This is a genomic window from Georgenia satyanarayanai (assembly GCF_023715365.1).
GTDB classification, from domain to species: Bacteria; Actinomycetota; Actinomycetes; order Actinomycetales; family Actinomycetaceae; genus Oceanitalea; species Oceanitalea satyanarayanai_B.
This window is the reverse complement of record NZ_JAMBNZ010000001.1, coordinates 157,440-171,551: the sequence shown is the minus strand read 5'-3', so window position 1 is coordinate 171,551 and position 14,112 is coordinate 157,440. Positions and strand designations below refer to the sequence as shown.

The 14,112-nt window shown below is 74.2% G+C and carries 18 protein-coding genes; 13 read left to right on the top strand and 5 right to left on the bottom strand.

Annotated features, from left to right (window positions below):
• Positions 1-242 precede the first annotated feature (242 nt).
• From M3148_RS00770 to M3148_RS00725, 10 genes are all read left to right on the top strand, one after another.
• On the top strand, positions 243-1,223 hold the full coding sequence (locus M3148_RS00770) for an ABC transporter ATP-binding protein (protein WP_251302744.1): 981 nt from the start codon (positions 243-245) through the stop codon (positions 1,221-1,223).
• Between the two features lies 1 nt (position 1,224).
• Positions 1,225-2,391 (top strand): ABC transporter permease, encoded by a 1,167-nt coding sequence (locus tag M3148_RS00765; protein ID WP_251302743.1) that lies wholly within the window; start codon positions 1,225-1,227, stop codon positions 2,389-2,391.
• Positions 2,388-3,551 carry an ABC transporter permease gene (locus tag M3148_RS00760; protein WP_251302742.1) on the top strand — a complete coding sequence of 388 codons (1,164 nt, stop codon included), beginning with the start codon at positions 2,388-2,390 and terminating at the stop codon, positions 3,549-3,551. The genes M3148_RS00765 and M3148_RS00760 overlap by 4 nt, the downstream gene beginning before the upstream one ends.
• A gap of 38 nt (positions 3,552-3,589) precedes the next feature.
• Entirely contained in the window at positions 3,590-3,958 is a 369-nt protein-coding gene (locus M3148_RS00755; RefSeq protein ID WP_251302741.1) for an RNA-binding S4 domain-containing protein, read from the top strand.
• A 108-nt stretch (positions 3,959-4,066) separates the two neighbouring features.
• Complete coding sequence (locus M3148_RS00750; RefSeq protein ID WP_251302740.1) at positions 4,067-4,384, top strand: hypothetical protein; 318 nt, start codon at positions 4,067-4,069, stop codon at positions 4,382-4,384.
• Complete coding sequence (locus M3148_RS00745) at positions 4,312-5,760, top strand: putative T7SS-secreted protein (RefSeq protein WP_368859535.1); 1,449 nt, start codon at positions 4,312-4,314, stop codon at positions 5,758-5,760. The genes M3148_RS00750 and M3148_RS00745 overlap by 73 nt, the downstream gene beginning before the upstream one ends.
• Positions 5,757-6,401 carry a hypothetical protein gene (locus M3148_RS00740; protein WP_251302738.1) on the top strand — a complete coding sequence of 215 codons (645 nt, stop codon included), beginning with the start codon at positions 5,757-5,759 and terminating at the stop codon, positions 6,399-6,401. Before M3148_RS00745 ends, M3148_RS00740 begins: the two co-directional genes overlap by 4 nt.
• Positions 6,398-7,006: a hypothetical protein gene (locus tag M3148_RS00735; protein ID WP_251302737.1), complete on the top strand. Its 609-nt coding sequence runs from the start codon at positions 6,398-6,400 to the stop codon at positions 7,004-7,006. The genes M3148_RS00740 and M3148_RS00735 overlap by 4 nt, the downstream gene beginning before the upstream one ends.
• Positions 7,006-7,578 carry a hypothetical protein gene (locus M3148_RS00730; RefSeq protein ID WP_251302736.1) on the top strand — a complete coding sequence of 191 codons (573 nt, stop codon included), beginning with the start codon at positions 7,006-7,008 and terminating at the stop codon, positions 7,576-7,578. The genes M3148_RS00735 and M3148_RS00730 overlap by 1 nt, the downstream gene beginning before the upstream one ends.
• A complete protein-coding gene (locus M3148_RS00725) occupies positions 7,571-7,882 on the top strand; it encodes a hypothetical protein (RefSeq protein ID WP_251302735.1) in 312 nt (103 codons plus the stop codon). Before M3148_RS00730 ends, M3148_RS00725 begins: the two co-directional genes overlap by 8 nt.
• Before the next feature lie 75 nt (positions 7,883-7,957).
• Here the strand turns inward: M3148_RS00725 and M3148_RS00720 are convergent, their stop codons facing one another.
• From M3148_RS00720 to M3148_RS00710, 3 genes are read right to left on the bottom strand one after another with little or no spacing between them, the layout of a single operon-like run.
• Positions 7,958-8,719 (bottom strand): MBL fold metallo-hydrolase, encoded by a 762-nt coding sequence (locus M3148_RS00720; RefSeq protein WP_251302734.1) that lies wholly within the window; start codon positions 8,717-8,719, stop codon positions 7,958-7,960.
• Between the two features lies 1 nt (position 8,720).
• Positions 8,721-9,485, bottom strand: a complete 765-nt coding sequence (ppgK, locus tag M3148_RS00715; protein ID WP_251302733.1) for a polyphosphate--glucose phosphotransferase — start codon at positions 9,483-9,485, stop codon at positions 8,721-8,723.
• 55 nt (positions 9,486-9,540) lie between these two features.
• Positions 9,541-10,020, bottom strand: coding sequence for a VOC family protein (locus M3148_RS00710; RefSeq protein ID WP_251302732.1), 480 nt, complete (start codon positions 10,018-10,020; stop codon positions 9,541-9,543).
• On the opposite strand from M3148_RS00710, the gene M3148_RS00705 reads away from it, so the two are divergent.
• Entirely contained in the window at positions 10,019-10,900 is an 882-nt protein-coding gene (locus tag M3148_RS00705) for an AraC family transcriptional regulator (RefSeq protein ID WP_251302731.1), read from the top strand. The two genes, M3148_RS00710 and M3148_RS00705, sit on opposite strands and share 2 nt — an antisense overlap.
• A 112-nt stretch (positions 10,901-11,012) precedes the next feature.
• On the opposite strand, the gene map is transcribed toward M3148_RS00705, so the two are convergent.
• Positions 11,013-11,885, bottom strand: coding sequence for a type I methionyl aminopeptidase (gene map, locus M3148_RS00700; RefSeq protein ID WP_251302730.1), 873 nt, complete (start codon positions 11,883-11,885; stop codon positions 11,013-11,015).
• Between the two features lie 37 nt (positions 11,886-11,922).
• Here map and M3148_RS00695 point away from each other — a divergent pair, with 37 nt between their 5' ends.
• The gene (locus M3148_RS00695; protein ID WP_251302729.1) at positions 11,923-12,168 is read left to right on the top strand and encodes an SPOR domain-containing protein; all 246 of its coding nucleotides are present in this window, start codon (positions 11,923-11,925) and stop codon (positions 12,166-12,168) included.
• Positions 12,169-12,345: 177 nt separating this feature from the next.
• Here M3148_RS00695 and panB read toward each other — a convergent pair whose 3' ends face one another.
• Positions 12,346-13,209 (bottom strand): 3-methyl-2-oxobutanoate hydroxymethyltransferase, encoded by an 864-nt coding sequence (gene panB / locus M3148_RS00690; protein WP_285882577.1) that lies wholly within the window; start codon positions 13,207-13,209, stop codon positions 12,346-12,348.
• Positions 13,210-13,339: 130 nt separating this feature from the next.
• Between panB and M3148_RS00685 the strand changes: the two genes are divergently transcribed.
• The gene (locus M3148_RS00685; RefSeq protein WP_251302728.1) at positions 13,340-14,110 is read left to right on the top strand and encodes a cyclase family protein; all 771 of its coding nucleotides are present in this window, start codon (positions 13,340-13,342) and stop codon (positions 14,108-14,110) included.
• Positions 14,111-14,112 lie beyond the last annotated feature (2 nt).

The following is a 14,112-nucleotide window of genomic DNA, read 5'->3' as shown; positions in this document are numbered from 1 at the left end:
CGCCCCCAGGGCCACAAGGCGGTGTCGCGGCACGTGCTCCCCCTGTCGACGGGGCGCCGGCCGGCGCCTCACCGGCACAGTAGTGGCGCGCGCGGGCCGCAGGGGCCGGTTCGCGACGGCGCTTTCATGCGGTCCCGAGCCGATGCCGGGGTGTGCGCGGCGGGCGGCGCGCAATACGTCCGCGTGGGTGTCCCGCGCTGTGTCACGATGATCCGCACACCCACCCACCGGCAGGAGCTCACGTGACGAGCGACGTCGCCCCCCGCCCCGCCGAGCCGCGCACCGGGTCCCCGGTCCTCGAGGTCACCGGTCTCGTCCGCCGCTTCGGTGACCTCACCGCCGTCGACGGCGTCTCCTTCCGGATCGCGCCGGGCGAGACCTACGGGCTGCTCGGCCCCAACGGCGCCGGCAAGACGACGACGATCTCGATGGTCGCCGGCCTCCTCGCGGCCGACGACGGCGAGGTGCGCGTGGGCGGGCGGCGGATGGGCCCGCGCGAGGTCGAGCCCAAGCGCTACCTCGGCCTCGTCCCGCAGGACCTCGCGATCTACCCCGAGCTCACCGCCCGGGAGAACCTCCAGTTCTTCGGGCGCCTCCACGGCCTGGGCGGAGCCACGCTCAAGCGCCGCACCGCCGAGGTGCTCGACCTCATCGGCCTCACCGACCGCGCCAAGGACCCGACGAAGGAGTTCTCCGGCGGCATGAAGCGCCGGCTCAACATCGGCATCGGGCTGCTCCACAGCCCCGAGCTCCTCATCCTCGACGAGCCCACCGTCGGCGTGGACCCGCAGTCGCGCAACGCGATCCTCGAGTCGGTCGAGGCGCTGTCGACCGAGGGCATGGCCGTCCTCTACACGACCCACTACATGGAGGAGGCGGAGCGCCTCTGCGACCGCATCGGCATCATCGACGCTGGCCGCATCCAGGCCGAGGGCACCCGCCAGGAGCTCATCCGGATCATCGGTGAGCTCGACGAGATCCGCCTCGTCGGCGCCGGGGACGCCGCCGCCGCGGCCACCGCGCTGCGCGAGCTGCCCGCCGTCGAGAGCGTCGTCGCCGAGGGGCGTGACCTCGTGCTGCATCTGCGTGAGGCCCCGACGGCGGTGGCCGGCGTCGTGACGACCGCCGGCCGCAGCGGGATGGAGCTGTCCGACGTCGAGATCACCCGTCCCGACCTCGAGTCTGTCTTCCTCCACCTCACCGGCAAGGCGCTGCGGGACTGACATGCGACCGCTCCTCACCATGGCCGCCAGCGACCTGCGCCAGCGCGTGCGCGACCGCTCCGTCCTCATCATGGGCGTGCTCGTGCCGGTGGCCCTCATGTTCGTCATGAACCTGGTCTTCTCCGGCAGCGACGCCCCCGAGCTCGGCGCCGTCACCGTCGCGGCCGCCGTCCCCGCCGAGGACGAGCTCGCCGCCACCCTCCTGGCGGCGCTCGAGGGCATCGAGGACTTCGCGGTGACCGTCGAGCCCGTCGCCGCCGACGAGGTGCGCCCGCTCGCCGAGGCCGGCGACGCGGCGCTCGGGATCGTCGTGCCCGAGGGCTTCAGGGAGGCCGTCACCGCGGGCGAGCCGGTCACGGTCGAGCTCGTCGAGGGCGACGGCGCGGGGCTGGAGACCGACGTCCTGCTCCTCGTCGTCCGCGGCGTCACCGAGCAGATGACCGCCGGGACCGTCGCCACGCGGGCCGCTGCCGCCGTCGGGCTCCCCGACGAGGCGGTGGGCGCGGTGGGCCAGCAGGTGGCCCAGGCGCCCCCCGCCGTCACGACCGTCGAGGGCACGACGGCGACCGAGCAGCTCGACCCGGCCGCCACCACCGTGGCCGGACAGGCCGGCCTGTTCCTCCTGTTCACCGTGGGCTTCGGCGTGCTCGCCCTCGTCAACGAGCGCGAGCAGGGGACCCTGGCGCGGCTGCGGTCGATGCCCATCCGCCCGGGCCTCATCGTCGGGGCCAAGGCGCTGTCGAGCTACGTCCTCGGGGTCGCCTCGACCCTCGTCCTCCTCACGGCCGGGACCCTCCTGTTCAAGGTGGACTTCGGCTCCGAGCCGGTCGTCCTCGTCCTCGTCCTCAGCGTCGTCGCGGCGGCCACCTCGCTCATGTTCGTCGTCGCCCGGGTGGCGCGCACCGCCGAGCAGGCCGGGGTCGCGCAGGCGATCCTCGCCGTCGTCCTCGGGATGGCCGGCGGCGCGTTCTTCCCCATCGCCGCGGGCGGGCTGGCCGCCACGCTCCTCGACCTCAACCCGGTCTCCGCCTTCACCCGCGCGCTCGGCATCACCGCCGGCGGCGGGGGACTGGGCGACGTCGCCGGGCCGGTCGGGATGATGCTCGCCTTCGCCGCCGTGCTCGCGCTGCTCTCCCGGCTCGTGCCCGACCGCGGGGTGACGTCGTGAGGGCGCCGCTGGCGATCGCCGGCACCGAGCTGCGCCGCTTCGTGCGGGACCGCTCGAACATCTTCTTCGCGCTCATCTTCCCGCTGCTCCTCGTCGTCGTCATCGGGCTGCAGTTCGGCGGCGGCGGACCCTCGGGCCGGGTGGCCCTCACCGGCAGTGGTGGCGAGCTGAGCACCGCGCTCGCGGCCGAGCTCACCGACGCCGGCGGCACCGTGAGCGAGACCGGCCCCGAGGAGATGCGCGAGCTCGTCGCGCGCGGGCGCGTGGACATCGGTCTGCTCGTCGACGACGCCGCCGAGGACGCCTTCGCGGCCGGCGCCCCCGCGGAGGTCGAGCTCATCTCCTCCTCGGACGCCGGCTCGCCGGCGGCCGCCCAGCTCGTGCGGACCGCGCTGCAGACCCTGTCCCTGGACCGTGCCCAGCTCACCGCCCTGGCCGACGCCGGCGTCCCCGCGGCCGAGTCGGACGCCGAGCTCGCCGAGGCGCGGGAGGAGGTGGCCCCGGTGGAGCTGCGCGCCGTCGACGTCGACGAGATCGCCCAGGAGCTCGGCGGCCTGGGCCAGTTCGACCTCGGCGCCGCAACGATGGTGCTGCTCTTCGTCTTCCTCTCCACGCTCGGCAGCGCGGTCACCCTCATCCAGTCCCGCCGGCTCGGCGTCCAGGGCCGGGTGCTCGCCGCGCCGGTGTCCGGCGCGCAGGCGATCCTCGGCCAGGTCCTCGGCCGGTGGGTCATCGCGAGCTTCCAGGGCGTCTACATCATGGTCGCGAGCGTGCTCGTCTTCGGCGTCGACTTCGGGGACGTCGGCCTCGCGCTGCTCATCGTCCTCGTCTTCGGGGCGGTCGCCACGGGCGCGGCCATGGTGCTCGGCTCGCTCATGGACCACGAGGGCGCCGCCAACGGGGTGGCCGTGGGACTCGGGCTCGTGCTCGCCGCGCTCGGCGGGTGCATGTTCCCCCTCGAGCTCATGCCCGACACCCTGCGCACGGTCGCCCACGCCACCCCGCACGCCTGGGGCTACGAGGCCTTCGCCGAGATCCAGCGCCACGACGGCGGCCTGAGCGACATCGCGCCCCAGCTCGGGGTGCTCGCCGCGATGGCCGTGGTGCTCGTCGGGCTCGGCGCCTGGGCGCTGCGCCGCAGCGTCGCCCGCGCCATGTAGCGCCCGCCGGCCCGCCCCGGCCCGCGTAGCATCGGTCCATGGCCGAGGACTCCGTGCGCGTGGACAGCTGGCTGTGGGCGGTGCGGATCTTCAAGACCCGCAGCCAGGCCCAGGCCGCCTGCCGCGGTGGGCACGTGCGCGTCGACGGTGACCGTGCCAAGCCCGCCACGCTCGTCGGGACCGGCAGCCGGGTGGTCGTGACCGGCGGGCCGCAGGAGCGCACCGTCGTCGTCCAGCGGCCGCTGCGCAAGCGCGTCGGCGCCCCGCTCGCCGCCCAGGCGATGATCGACGAGACCCCGCCGCCCCCACCGAAGGTCGAGCAGGCCGCCGTCCCGGTCCGGGAGCGTGGCGCCGGGCGGCCCACCAAGCGGGAGCGGCGCGACCTCACCCGGCTGCGCGGCTACTGAGGGGAGTTCTCCCCATGGGGAGAACCGTCCCGACGCGGCCGGGTGAGGTAGAAATGTCGCAGCACGTCCCGACGGCGCGAGCCGTCCCGACTCGAGGATTGGCAGGACATGCCCGACGTACAGGTGGACACCGAGCTTCTCAAGGAGGCCGGTGCACAGCTTCGCAACGTCGTCGAGACCTTCACCTACGCGAAGGACGACGCCCACGCACTCGCCGACCACGTCGGCCACGGCGGCCTGGCCAAGCGCGTGCGCAACTTCGCCGACAACTGGCAGAGCCGGCGCCAGGACATGCTCGAGACCATCGGCACGCTCGGTGACGTCTCCGAGGGCGTGGGCATCGCCTTCGAGGAGTGGGACGCCCAGCTCGCCCGCGCGGTGTCCGTCGACCCGGAGACCACGACCGGCCCGGTGGTGGCACCGTGACCGACTGGAGCCCGCTCGGCTGGTACGAGGACCCCGTTCCCGGCTCTCCCGCCAGCGTCCAGGACGGAGCGGACGCGATGGCCGCCGTCGCGACGACGATCTCCGAAGCCGCCGAGAACCTGCGCAGCATCGCCGCGTCCGAGGGCCAGGTGAGCCTCGCCGTCGACGCCTTCCGCGAGCGTGCGCTCGAGGTGGCCGGGCAGATCGAGCTCGTCCACGACCGCTACTCCGGTGCGGCGGAGGCCCTGTCCGGCTACGTCGAGCCGCTGCGCTCGGCGCAGAGCCTCGCCCGCCAGGCGCTGGAGGAGGCGACCACGGCCCGCACGGCGCTCACGACCGCCGAGACCGACGTCTTCACCGCCGAGCAGGGCCTGGCGTACACCGCGCCGGAGGACATGGACCGCGCCAACGAGACGCTGAGCGACGCCTACACGGCCCGCGCCGGGGCGCAGGAGGCGCTGGACGACGCCGTCATCAAGCTCAACACGGCGATCGGGAACCGCGACACCGCCGCCGAGAGCGCGATGGCGCTCATCGACGAGGCGCTCGAGGCCAACGGCCTGGACGACAACGGCTGGCGCCAGTTCCTCAACAAGAACGCCGAGCTCCTCGACGGGATCGCCAAGGGGCTCGCCATCGCGGGGGCTGTGCTCGCGGTGGTCGCCATGTTCATCCCGGGCGTCAACGTCCTCGTCGGTCTCGGCATCGGCCTGGGAGCGGCCGCGATCAACTTCGCCCTCGCGGAGAACGGCAACAAGGGCTGGCAGGACTTCGCGTGGGACGTCGTCGGGCTCGCCACCCTGGGGGCGGGCAAGCTCGTGGGTGTCGCCATGCGCGGCCGGGCCGCCGCCCGCGCCGCCCAGGTGGGCAGCAGCCGGTCCAACGTGCTGGCGGGACCGGCCGTCCCCCGCGGCCGCACAATGCCCCACGGACGCCACCGTCCCGGTGGGCAGGCGCGCAACCGCCAACGACGCCAGCGCATCGAGCGCGGGCGCCAGGCGCAGGCGGCGGAGTACTCGCAGATGACCTACCGGCCTGCCTCGACCGTTCTGCGACCCTCCTCGCTGGTGGAGGCCGCGCGGCACAACATCTCCCAGAACGGCTGGAACGTGCTGCGCGCGGGAGGCGGCGACGCCTACCAGATGTCCTACTACAACGCGATGCGCGCCCCCGGCATGGGTGGCGGGCAGGCGGCGGCCAGCATGTCCCACATGGCCACCGTCAACGGCACCCTCGCCAACGCCGGGACGGTCCACACGATCATCGGGGCCGACCTCTCCGGCTTCCCGCGCCCCGGCGCCGACTGGGTGGGCGGGCAGCTCGACTCCCTGATCTCCGACCAGCCGCTGCAGGACGACGTGACGAGCCGCCGGTGACCCGCGCTCTGCGCCAGCTCCTCGCCACGCCCACCCGCCAGTTCCAGGTGGTGGGCGTGCTCGTCGTCGCGGTCTTCGCCTGGGTGTCCCTTCCCGTGCACGCCGGCCGCTCGTGGCTGCCGCGCGGGGGGCTCGCGGAGACCTTCGCCGATCTCACGGCGGGGGACATGACTACCCGCTTCGTCTCGTTCTACCTCTACCTCGTCGTGTGGGGCGGCATCGTCGCGCTCTGCGCCCTGGCCGTGTGGGGCGCGGTGCTCGGGGTCCACTCCGCCGTGGGGGCTTGGCGCCAGGCGGTGTCCGGGGCGTCGTCCGTCCCCAGCGGCGACGACTACGTGCCGCCGATCCTCGCGTTCTGGGGCTCGGTGCTGCTCGGCGTGCTCACCCACCACGTCTCCTCCAACGTTGCGCCGGTGAGCACCGCGCCGATCTGGGATGACGTGTACGGCGCCTCCCTGCCGGCCGTGCTCCTGTGGGCGGCCACCGCACTGCTCACCGCCCTCGCCGCGCTGCACCGCGCAGCCTTCAGCCGCCAGGGCGAGCGCGAGCGTGAGCGGCGCCGCGCGGAGGGACGCGTCCGGGCCGGCGAGCGCCGCGCCGCCGCCAAGGACGCCCGTCGCGTGGGGAGGGACCGCCGATGAGCACCACCGCCCAGCAGGGGCGCTTCACCCTCGTGCTCCCGCCCGGGTGGTCCCGCATCCCGCTCGGGACCGGCTCCCGCCCCGCCGTCCGCGCCGTCGTCGACCGTGCCGTGGCCGGCCTGGACGACCGGCGCGCCGTCGACGTGCGCCGCCGCCTCCAGCAGTTGCTCAGCGAGCAGGTGCAGGCGGCGCAGGCGCAGTCCGGCGTCGAGCTCTACCTGCCCACCGAGCAGGTCCACGGCATCAGCGTGCCCGCCTCCGTCGTCGTGAGCCTGCCGCCGGTGGGGGCCGACGCGGACCCCATGGACCTCCTCCTCGCCGTCGCCGCCAAGCGCCGGGGCGCGCAGGTCGTGGACGTCGGCGGCAAGCCGGCCGTGCGGACCGAGGACCGCCAGGAGTCCGCCCCGCTCGGCGAGATCTTCGCCGAGACGCACGCCGCGGCCCGGCAGATCGTCCACTTCCTCGCTGACCCCGACGACCGCAGCCGCTACGCCGTCGTCTCCGGCACCGTCCTGGAGTCGACGGCGGAGGGTGGCGCCGCCGTGGCGGACGCCGTCACCGAGCTCGTCGACGCCCTCGTCTCGACCTTCCGGTGGGTGGACTGATGCGCACGCTCGTCCTGGGCGCAGACCCCGACCCCGAGCTGTGGGTGCCGGTGCCCTCGCGCTACCCCGACGACGACGCCGCCACCCCCGAGGACTGGGCCCGCACCGTGGCCGCCGAGCGCGGCGCCGACTCCGCCGAGCTGCTCGAGCGGCTGCTCCTCGACCTCGCCCTGAGCGAGCAGCGGACCGCGGACGGCACCGTGTACCTCTACCTGCCCCCCGACGGGGCGCCGATGCAGAAGGTGCGGCTGCGCGCGCTGCCCACGACCGAGCTCGGCGAGGCCTTGCCCACGTCCCCGCTCACGGCCGAGGACACCGTCGTGGCCGAGTACCTCGGCCGGGGCACCCGCAGCATCGTCGCCGGACTGGCCCACGAGAGCACCTCGGACCTCCTGGTCACCGTCGTCTACCGGTGGGACGTGGAGTGGGTGAGCGTCCTGCTCACCATGGCCACCCTCGATCCAGGAGAGGCCGTGGCGATGATCGAGACCCTGGACGAGCTGGCCCACGACATCTGGCTGGAGGACGAGAGCGGGGAGCTCGTGACGGTGACGGAGGCGGCCGATGTCTGAGCGTCCGGACGACAAGGCGGGCAAGCTCCCCTACGACGTGGCGGCCGCGGCCGTCCGCGCGGGGGACGCGAAGTACCTCACCGACGAGGAGAAGGACATGGTCGGCGCCGGCGGTGGCGCCTGGACCATGGCGGCGCTGTTCCTCGGCATCTTCGGGCTCGGGCCCCTCGGGCTGGTGGCGGGCGTCTACGCGCGGCGCGCGAATCGCCTCTCCTCGTGGCTGGTGACCCTGGGCATGCTGCTCAGCGGTGTCCACACCGCCCTGCTGGTGGTTGCCCTCGCCCTGGCTGCGGCGAGCGGCTGACGACGCGTCGTACCTCACGATCGTCGGTCGCCAGTCCCAGCACCCTCGGGTGGAGCGGAAGGTGCGACGCCACTACTAAACGCCCAGGCGCGCCGCCTGTGCCTCGTGCTCGGCGCGCACCCGCGGGTCGCCCAGCCGCGGGTCGAGCGGGTCGACGCCGGCCGTGAGGTCGTCGAGGTAGCGGTGGTCGGCGTCGATGCGCCGGCCGGCCTCCGCGGCATCGGCCACCCGCCCGTGCCCGGGCACGACGACGTCACACCCGGCCACGACGTCCGCGAGTCGCTGGAGGGACCTGCGGTAGGCGTCGAGCGCGCCGCCGTCGTCGTCGAGGAGCGGCACCTCGACGTCGGAGAGCATGTCACCGGCCACGAGCACGCCCTCGGCGGGCAGGTGGAGGCTCGCGTGCCCCGGCGCGTGGCCCGGAGTCGCGATGACGACGGCGCGCGGGCCCGTCCACGGCAGCTCAGTGGTGTCCGGCGGCAGCGGCGTCGTCCCGCCGACGACGTCCCACCGGTGGCCCGGCAGGTCGCGGGCCGCCTGGGCGGCGAGCTCCTCGTCCGGGCACGCCGTCGCGGCCGCGGGCGTGGCCCAGCGCGGGACGTCGTCGGGCAGCGCCTCGGACCACAGCACGTGGTCCCAGTGCGGGTGGGTCGAGAACGCGGCGGCCACGTGCCAGCCGCGCCCGGTGAGCTCGCCCTGGAGGGAGACGAGGTCCGCGGGGGTGAGGGCGGGGTCGACGAGCAGGCACGCGCCGTCGTCGGCCACGACGACGCTCGAGGTGGTGAGCCAGGTGGGGGAGGTGGTGACCCAGACGCGCGCGGAGACCTGCTCGAGCACGTCAGCGGTGGTTCGCGGCGGCGAGCGCGGCGGCGCCGACGATGCCCGCCTGGTTGCGCAGCGCGGCCGGCACGATCGGGGCCTGGAGCTCGAGGAGCGGGAGGAACTGGTCGGACTTCTTGCTCACGCCCCCGCCGACGACGATGAGGTCGGGGGAGAAGAGCATCTCGATCGTCTCGAAGTAGCGCTGCAGGCGCTTGGCCCACTTCGTCCACGACAGGTCCTCGCGCTCGCGCGCGGAGTCGGCGGCCCGGCTCTCGGCGTCGTGCCCGTCGATCTCCAGGTGGCCGAGCTCGGTGTTGGGCACGAGGGTACCGTCGACGATGAGGACCGAGCCGATCCCGGTGCCGAGGGTGGCGACGAAGACGACGCCGTCCCCCCCCTTGGCGGCGCCGTAGACGGCCTCGGCGTACCCGGCGGCGTCGGCGTCGTTGACGGCGACGACGCGGCGGCCGATCGCCTCGCTCATCAGCGTGGGCACGTCCACGCCCTGCCACGACTTGTCGAGGTTGGCGATGAAGGGCACGACGCCGTGCTTGATCGGGGCGGGGAAGGTGAGGCCTATCGGTACGTCGGGGGCGAGGTCGAAGCCGGCGACGAGCTCCTCGACGACGGCGGCCACGGCCGCGGGCGTGGACTTCGCCGGCGTGGGGATGCGCACCCGGTCGGTGGTGAGCTCACCGGCGGCGAGGTCGACGGGCGCGCCCTTGATCCCGGACCCGCCGATGTCGATGCCAAAGGCGGTGGGCGTGCTGGGCGTGGACATCGGGCTGCTCCGGGGGTCGACGGCGGGAGGCGACTCGGAGCCTACCGCCGAGCCGTCACGCCGGCTGGTCGAGGGCGGCCCGCCACGCGTCCAGACCCTGCTGGACCTCCTCGTCGGTGCGGCGCTCCACGCGCGTCATGAGCGTCCACCGCACGCCGTAGGGGTCCTGGACCGAGGCGTAGCGGTCCCCGGTCACCGCGAAGTCCGCCGCCTCCTCCCGCACCCGCGCCCCGTGCGCGCGCGCCAGGGCCAGGGCGGCGTCGACGTCGGGGACGTAGACGGCGAGGGAGAAGCGGGCGTCGTCGCTGCGTGGGTCATTGGCGACGGCGTGGAGCTGCGGGTTGGGGTCCATCACCGTCATGCGGCCGTGGCCGAGGTCGAGCTCGCAGTGCCACACCGAGCCGTCCGGCCCGTCCATGCGGGTGACGACCCGCGCGCCGAGGACGGCGCAGTAGAAGTCGACCGCCTCGCTCGCCGGGGAGACGACGACGAGCGGGCTGAGAGAGGTGTAGCCCTCGGGAAGGTGTGTGCTCATGCCCCCCAGCCTCCCTAGAGTGCTGCGGGTGGGGCTTGAAGATCCGCGCCAGGGTGGGGACGGCGCCGTGCTGTGGCCGGCGGCGGGCACGGACGTGTTCGACACCGGCCGCCTGCCGCTGCCCGCGCCGCTCGACGAGGTCGCCGCCTACTACTGGTCGGTGGCCTGGCGCCGCGCGGAGCGGGTGCCGTTCCGGCAGCAGGTGCTGTCCCACCCCGTCACCCACCTCACGGTCGAGGCCGCTGAGGGCGGCGTGCTCCACGGCCTGCCGGTCCCCGCCGCGCTCGTCCACGGCCTCGTCACCGAGGTCTTCACCGTCGACCTGCCCGTGGCCGGCCGCGTGGCCGCGATCGCCTTCCACCCCGGCGGGCTCGCGGCGTTGCTCGGCCGCGGCGTCGGCGACCTCACCGACTCGGTGGTGCCCGCGGGGGAGGTGCTGGGCGACGTCGTCGGGCCCCTCACCCGCGACGTGCTCGCCGAGGACGACGACGGCGCCCGCCGTGACGTCGTCGTCGGCCACCTGTCCGGGGTGCTCGTGCCACGGCTCGAGGCGGTGCGCGCCGACGAGGGCTACCGCACGGTGCGCGAGGCGGTCGCGCTCATGCGGCGCCGTGAGCACGTGGCGCTCGCGCCGGTGGCCGCGGAGCTGCACGTGTCGGTCCGCACGCTGCAGCGGCTCTTCGCCCGGTACGTCGGTGCCTCCCCGCTGTGGGTGCTGCGCCGCCACCGGCTGCAGGACGCCGTCGCCGCGCTCGACGCGGGAGAGGGGCAGGACCTCGCGGCGCTCGCGGCGTCCCTCGGCTTCGCCGACCACGCCCACCTCACGCGGGCCTTCACCGCCGTCGTCGGCGTCCCGCCCTCGCGCTACCGCAGCGGCTGACGGACGTCCGCCGTCGCCGTCCGCCCCGCTGGGACGCACATCCGGTCCACCGAGGGGCGGCCAGAGGTGCGTCCAGGCGACCGGAGGGGCGTCCCAAGCGAAGGGGAGGTGGCTAGGGGAGGGTGAGGATCTCGGCGCCGTCGTCGGTCACGAGCACCATGTGCTCGAACTGGGCGGTGCGGCCGCGGTCGGTGGTGACGGCGGTCCAGCCGTCGTCCCACAGGTCCCACTCGGGGGAGCCGAGGGTGAGCATGGGCTCGATGGTGAACACCATGCCCGGCTCCATGACCTCGTTGTGCTCGGGGGCGGCGTCGTAGTGCGGGACGATGAGCCCGGAGTGGAAGGCGCGGCCCACGCCGTGGCCGGTGAACTCCCGGACCACGCCGTAGTCGAAGCGCCGGGCGTAGGCCTCGATGACGCGGCCGATGACGTTGATCTCGCGGCCGGGCTTGACGGCCCGGATGCCGCGCTCCATCGCCTTGCGGGTGCGCTCGACGAGCAGGCGGGACTCCTCGTCGACGTCACCGACGAGGAAGGTCGCGCTGTTGTCGCCGTGGACGCCCTCGCGGAAGAGGGTGAAGTCGACGTTGACGATGTCCCCGTCCGCCAGCACGGTGCTGTCCGGGATGCCGTGGCACACGACCTCGTTGACCGAGGTGCACAGGCCCTTGGGAAAGCCGCGGTAGCCCAGGGAGGAGGGGTAGGCGCCGTGCTCGAGGGCGAACTCGTGGCCGATGAGGTCGAGCTCGTCGGTGGTGATGCCGGGGCGGACGGCGGCACCGACGTGCGCCAGCGCCTGGGCGGCGAGGCGGGCGGTACGGCGGATGCGCTCGATCGTCTCGGCGTCGTTGACCTCGCTGCCGGTGAAGGGCTGCGGCTCGGGCCGGTCGACGTACTCGGGGTACTCGATCGAGGTGGGCACGGGCCGCCGCGGGGAGATCGCCCCGGGTGTCAGGGTGCCCAGCGGGGCGCGATCGGCAAGCATGGGAAGAGTCTACGTACGGCCCGACCAAGGAGGCGCCATGGCCAGTGTCAACGAGCCCGCGGAGGACCGCGAAGACCGCATCGAGCAGGTCACCAAGCCGCACGACCTCGGTGAGTACTACCTCAACACCCGCACCGGGGAGATCGAGGAGGGCAAGGTGTCCGGCTCGCTCAACCGGATGGGCCCCTACCCCTCGCGGGAGGCGGCGGCCGAGGCCTACGAGAAGGCCGCGAACCGGAACGAAGCCTGGGACGAGGCGGACAAGGCCTGGAAGGACGACTAGGAGCCGCCCGCTCGGCCCCGCCCGCTGAGCTCCCCGGTTCTCCTCCGACCTCCCCGCTTGCGGCGGGGCTGGTCGAGGAGAACCGGGGAGCTCACGCCGTGCGCCGGCACGCCGGGCGCTCGTGCGCCGGCACGCCTGGCGCCGGTGCGCCGGCACGGCGCGGCGCCGGCCGGGCGGCTACTCGGCGAAGGTGTGCTCCGGGCCGGGGAAGGTGCGCTCGCGCACGGCGCCGGCGTAGGTGCGGGTCGCGGTGTACAGCGCCGCCCCGACGTCCCCGAACTTGCGGGCGAAGCGCGGCGCCCACGCCGTCATGCCGGCCATGTCGGTCCACACGAGCACCTGGCCGTCGCAGCCCGGTCCCGCGCCGATCCCGATCGTCGGGATGTGGAGCACCTCGGTGGCGCGCTCGGCCACCGGGGCGGGCACCATCTCGAGGACGACGGCGACGGCGCCGGCCTCCTGGAGGGCGACGGCGTCCTGGACGAGCCGCTCGGCGGCCTCGTCGCCGCGGCCCTGGACCCGGGCGCCGCCGAGGCTGTTCTCCGACTGCGGGGTGAACCCGAGGTGGCCGACGACGGGGATCCCGGACCGGGAGAGCAGGCGCACGTGCTCGGCGATCCGCTCCCCGCCCTCGAGCTTGACGGCGTGCACCCCGCCCTCCTTGAGCATCCGCACCGCCGAGGCGAAGGCGTGCTGCGGGGAGGCCTCGTAGGAGCCGAAGGGCAGGTCGGCGACGACCATCGCGCGGTGCGCGGCCCCCGTGACGGCGCGCGCGGCGGGGATCATCTCGTCGAGCGTCACGGGGATCGTCCCGTGCAGGCCGAGCATGGTGTTCCCGATGGAGTCCCCGACGAGGAGCATGTCGATGCCGGCCTCGTCGAAGATCCGCCCGGTGACGGCGTCGTAAGCGGTGAGCATGGTGATCGGCTCACCGCGCTCCTTCATCTGCGCGAGGTGGTGGACGCGCACCCGCTTGGGCACGGGCACGCCGCCCGGCGTGCCGCTCGCGGCGGGGGTGGAGGCTGGGGTCTGCTCGCTCATCGTCGTTCGTTCTCCAGGTGGGTGTACCGGTGCCCCGACCCTACGCGCCCGGCGGACATCGGGCGCCTGCCGGGCGCGGTTGTGCCAGGATCACCCCTGGACCCGGCCCGACCGTCGAAGGAGACCTTCCATGCCCGTCCTCACCGACCTGCTCGCCGCGCTACGGAGCGGCGCGGTGGAGGTCGTCGACCTCACCGCACCCCTCACCTCGCAGACGCCGATCCTCGAGCTGCCCGAGCAGTTCGGCCAGACGGCGCGCTTCGAGCTCGAGGAGATCTCGCGTTACGACGACCGTGGGCCGGCCTGGTACTGGAACAACTTCCGCACCGGCGAGCACACCGGCACCCACTTCGACGCCCCCAACCACTGGGCCAGCGGCCGGGACCTCGCCGACATCGCCTCGGTGCCCGTCGGTGCGCTCGTGGCCCCCGCCGTCGTCCTGGACGTGGTGGAGGAGGTCGCCGAGGACCCCGACTTCCTCATCGAGCGTGAGCACATCGACGCCCTCGTCGCCGAGCACGGCCCGCTGCCCGAGGGCGGTTGGCTGCTGTGCCGCACCGGTTGGTCGGCGCGCACGAGCCAGGAGGACATGATCAACCGCGCCGACGACGGCCCCCACAGCCCCGGCATGTCCGTCGAGGCCGCGCGGTGGGTCGCGGAGGAGAGCCCGCTGCAGGGCATCGGGGTGGAGACCGTCGGGACGGACGCCGGCGCAGCGGGCGGCTTCGACCCGCTCTTCCCGTGCCACCACTTCCTCCTCGGCAACGGGAAGTACGGGCTGTCCCAGCTGCGCAACCTCGACCGGCTGCCGGTGACCGGCGCGATGGTCGTCGCGTCCCCGCTCAAGATCGAGGGCGGGTCCGGGTCGCCCACGCGCGTCCTCGCGCTCGTCGAGCACTAGCC

What these genes read in the sequence shown, in the direction of transcription:
- M3148_RS00765 (WP_251302743.1), top strand. Translation starts at nt 1,225, where the DNA reads ATGCGACCGCTCCTCACCATGGCCGCCAGCGACCTGCGCCAGCGCGTG.
- M3148_RS00755 (WP_251302741.1), top strand. Translation starts at nt 3,590, where the DNA reads ATGGCCGAGGACTCCGTGCGCGTGGACAGCTGGCTGTGGGCGGTGCGG.
- M3148_RS00750 (WP_251302740.1), top strand. Translation starts at nt 4,067, where the DNA reads ATGCCCGACGTACAGGTGGACACCGAGCTTCTCAAGGAGGCCGGTGCA.
- M3148_RS00735 (WP_251302737.1), top strand. Translation starts at nt 6,398, where the DNA reads ATGAGCACCACCGCCCAGCAGGGGCGCTTCACCCTCGTGCTCCCGCCC.
- M3148_RS00730 (WP_251302736.1), top strand. Translation starts at nt 7,006, where the DNA reads ATGCGCACGCTCGTCCTGGGCGCAGACCCCGACCCCGAGCTGTGGGTG.
- M3148_RS00725 (WP_251302735.1), top strand. Translation starts at nt 7,571, where the DNA reads ATGTCTGAGCGTCCGGACGACAAGGCGGGCAAGCTCCCCTACGACGTG.
- ppgK (WP_251302733.1), bottom strand. Translation starts at nt 9,485, where the DNA reads ATGTCCACGCCCAGCACGCCCACCGCCTTTGGCATCGACATCGGCGGG.
- M3148_RS00705 (WP_251302731.1), top strand. Translation starts at nt 10,019, where the DNA reads ATGCCCCCCAGCCTCCCTAGAGTGCTGCGGGTGGGGCTTGAAGATCCG.
- M3148_RS00710 (WP_251302732.1), bottom strand. Translation starts at nt 10,020, where the DNA reads ATGAGCACACACCTTCCCGAGGGCTACACCTCTCTCAGCCCGCTCGTC.
- map (WP_251302730.1), bottom strand. Translation starts at nt 11,885, where the DNA reads ATGCTTGCCGATCGCGCCCCGCTGGGCACCCTGACACCCGGGGCGATC.
- M3148_RS00695 (WP_251302729.1), top strand. Translation starts at nt 11,923, where the DNA reads ATGGCCAGTGTCAACGAGCCCGCGGAGGACCGCGAAGACCGCATCGAG.
- panB (WP_285882577.1), bottom strand. Translation starts at nt 13,209, where the DNA reads ATGAGCGAGCAGACCCCAGCCTCCACCCCCGCCGCGAGCGGCACGCCG.
- M3148_RS00685 (WP_251302728.1), top strand. Translation starts at nt 13,340, where the DNA reads ATGCCCGTCCTCACCGACCTGCTCGCCGCGCTACGGAGCGGCGCGGTG.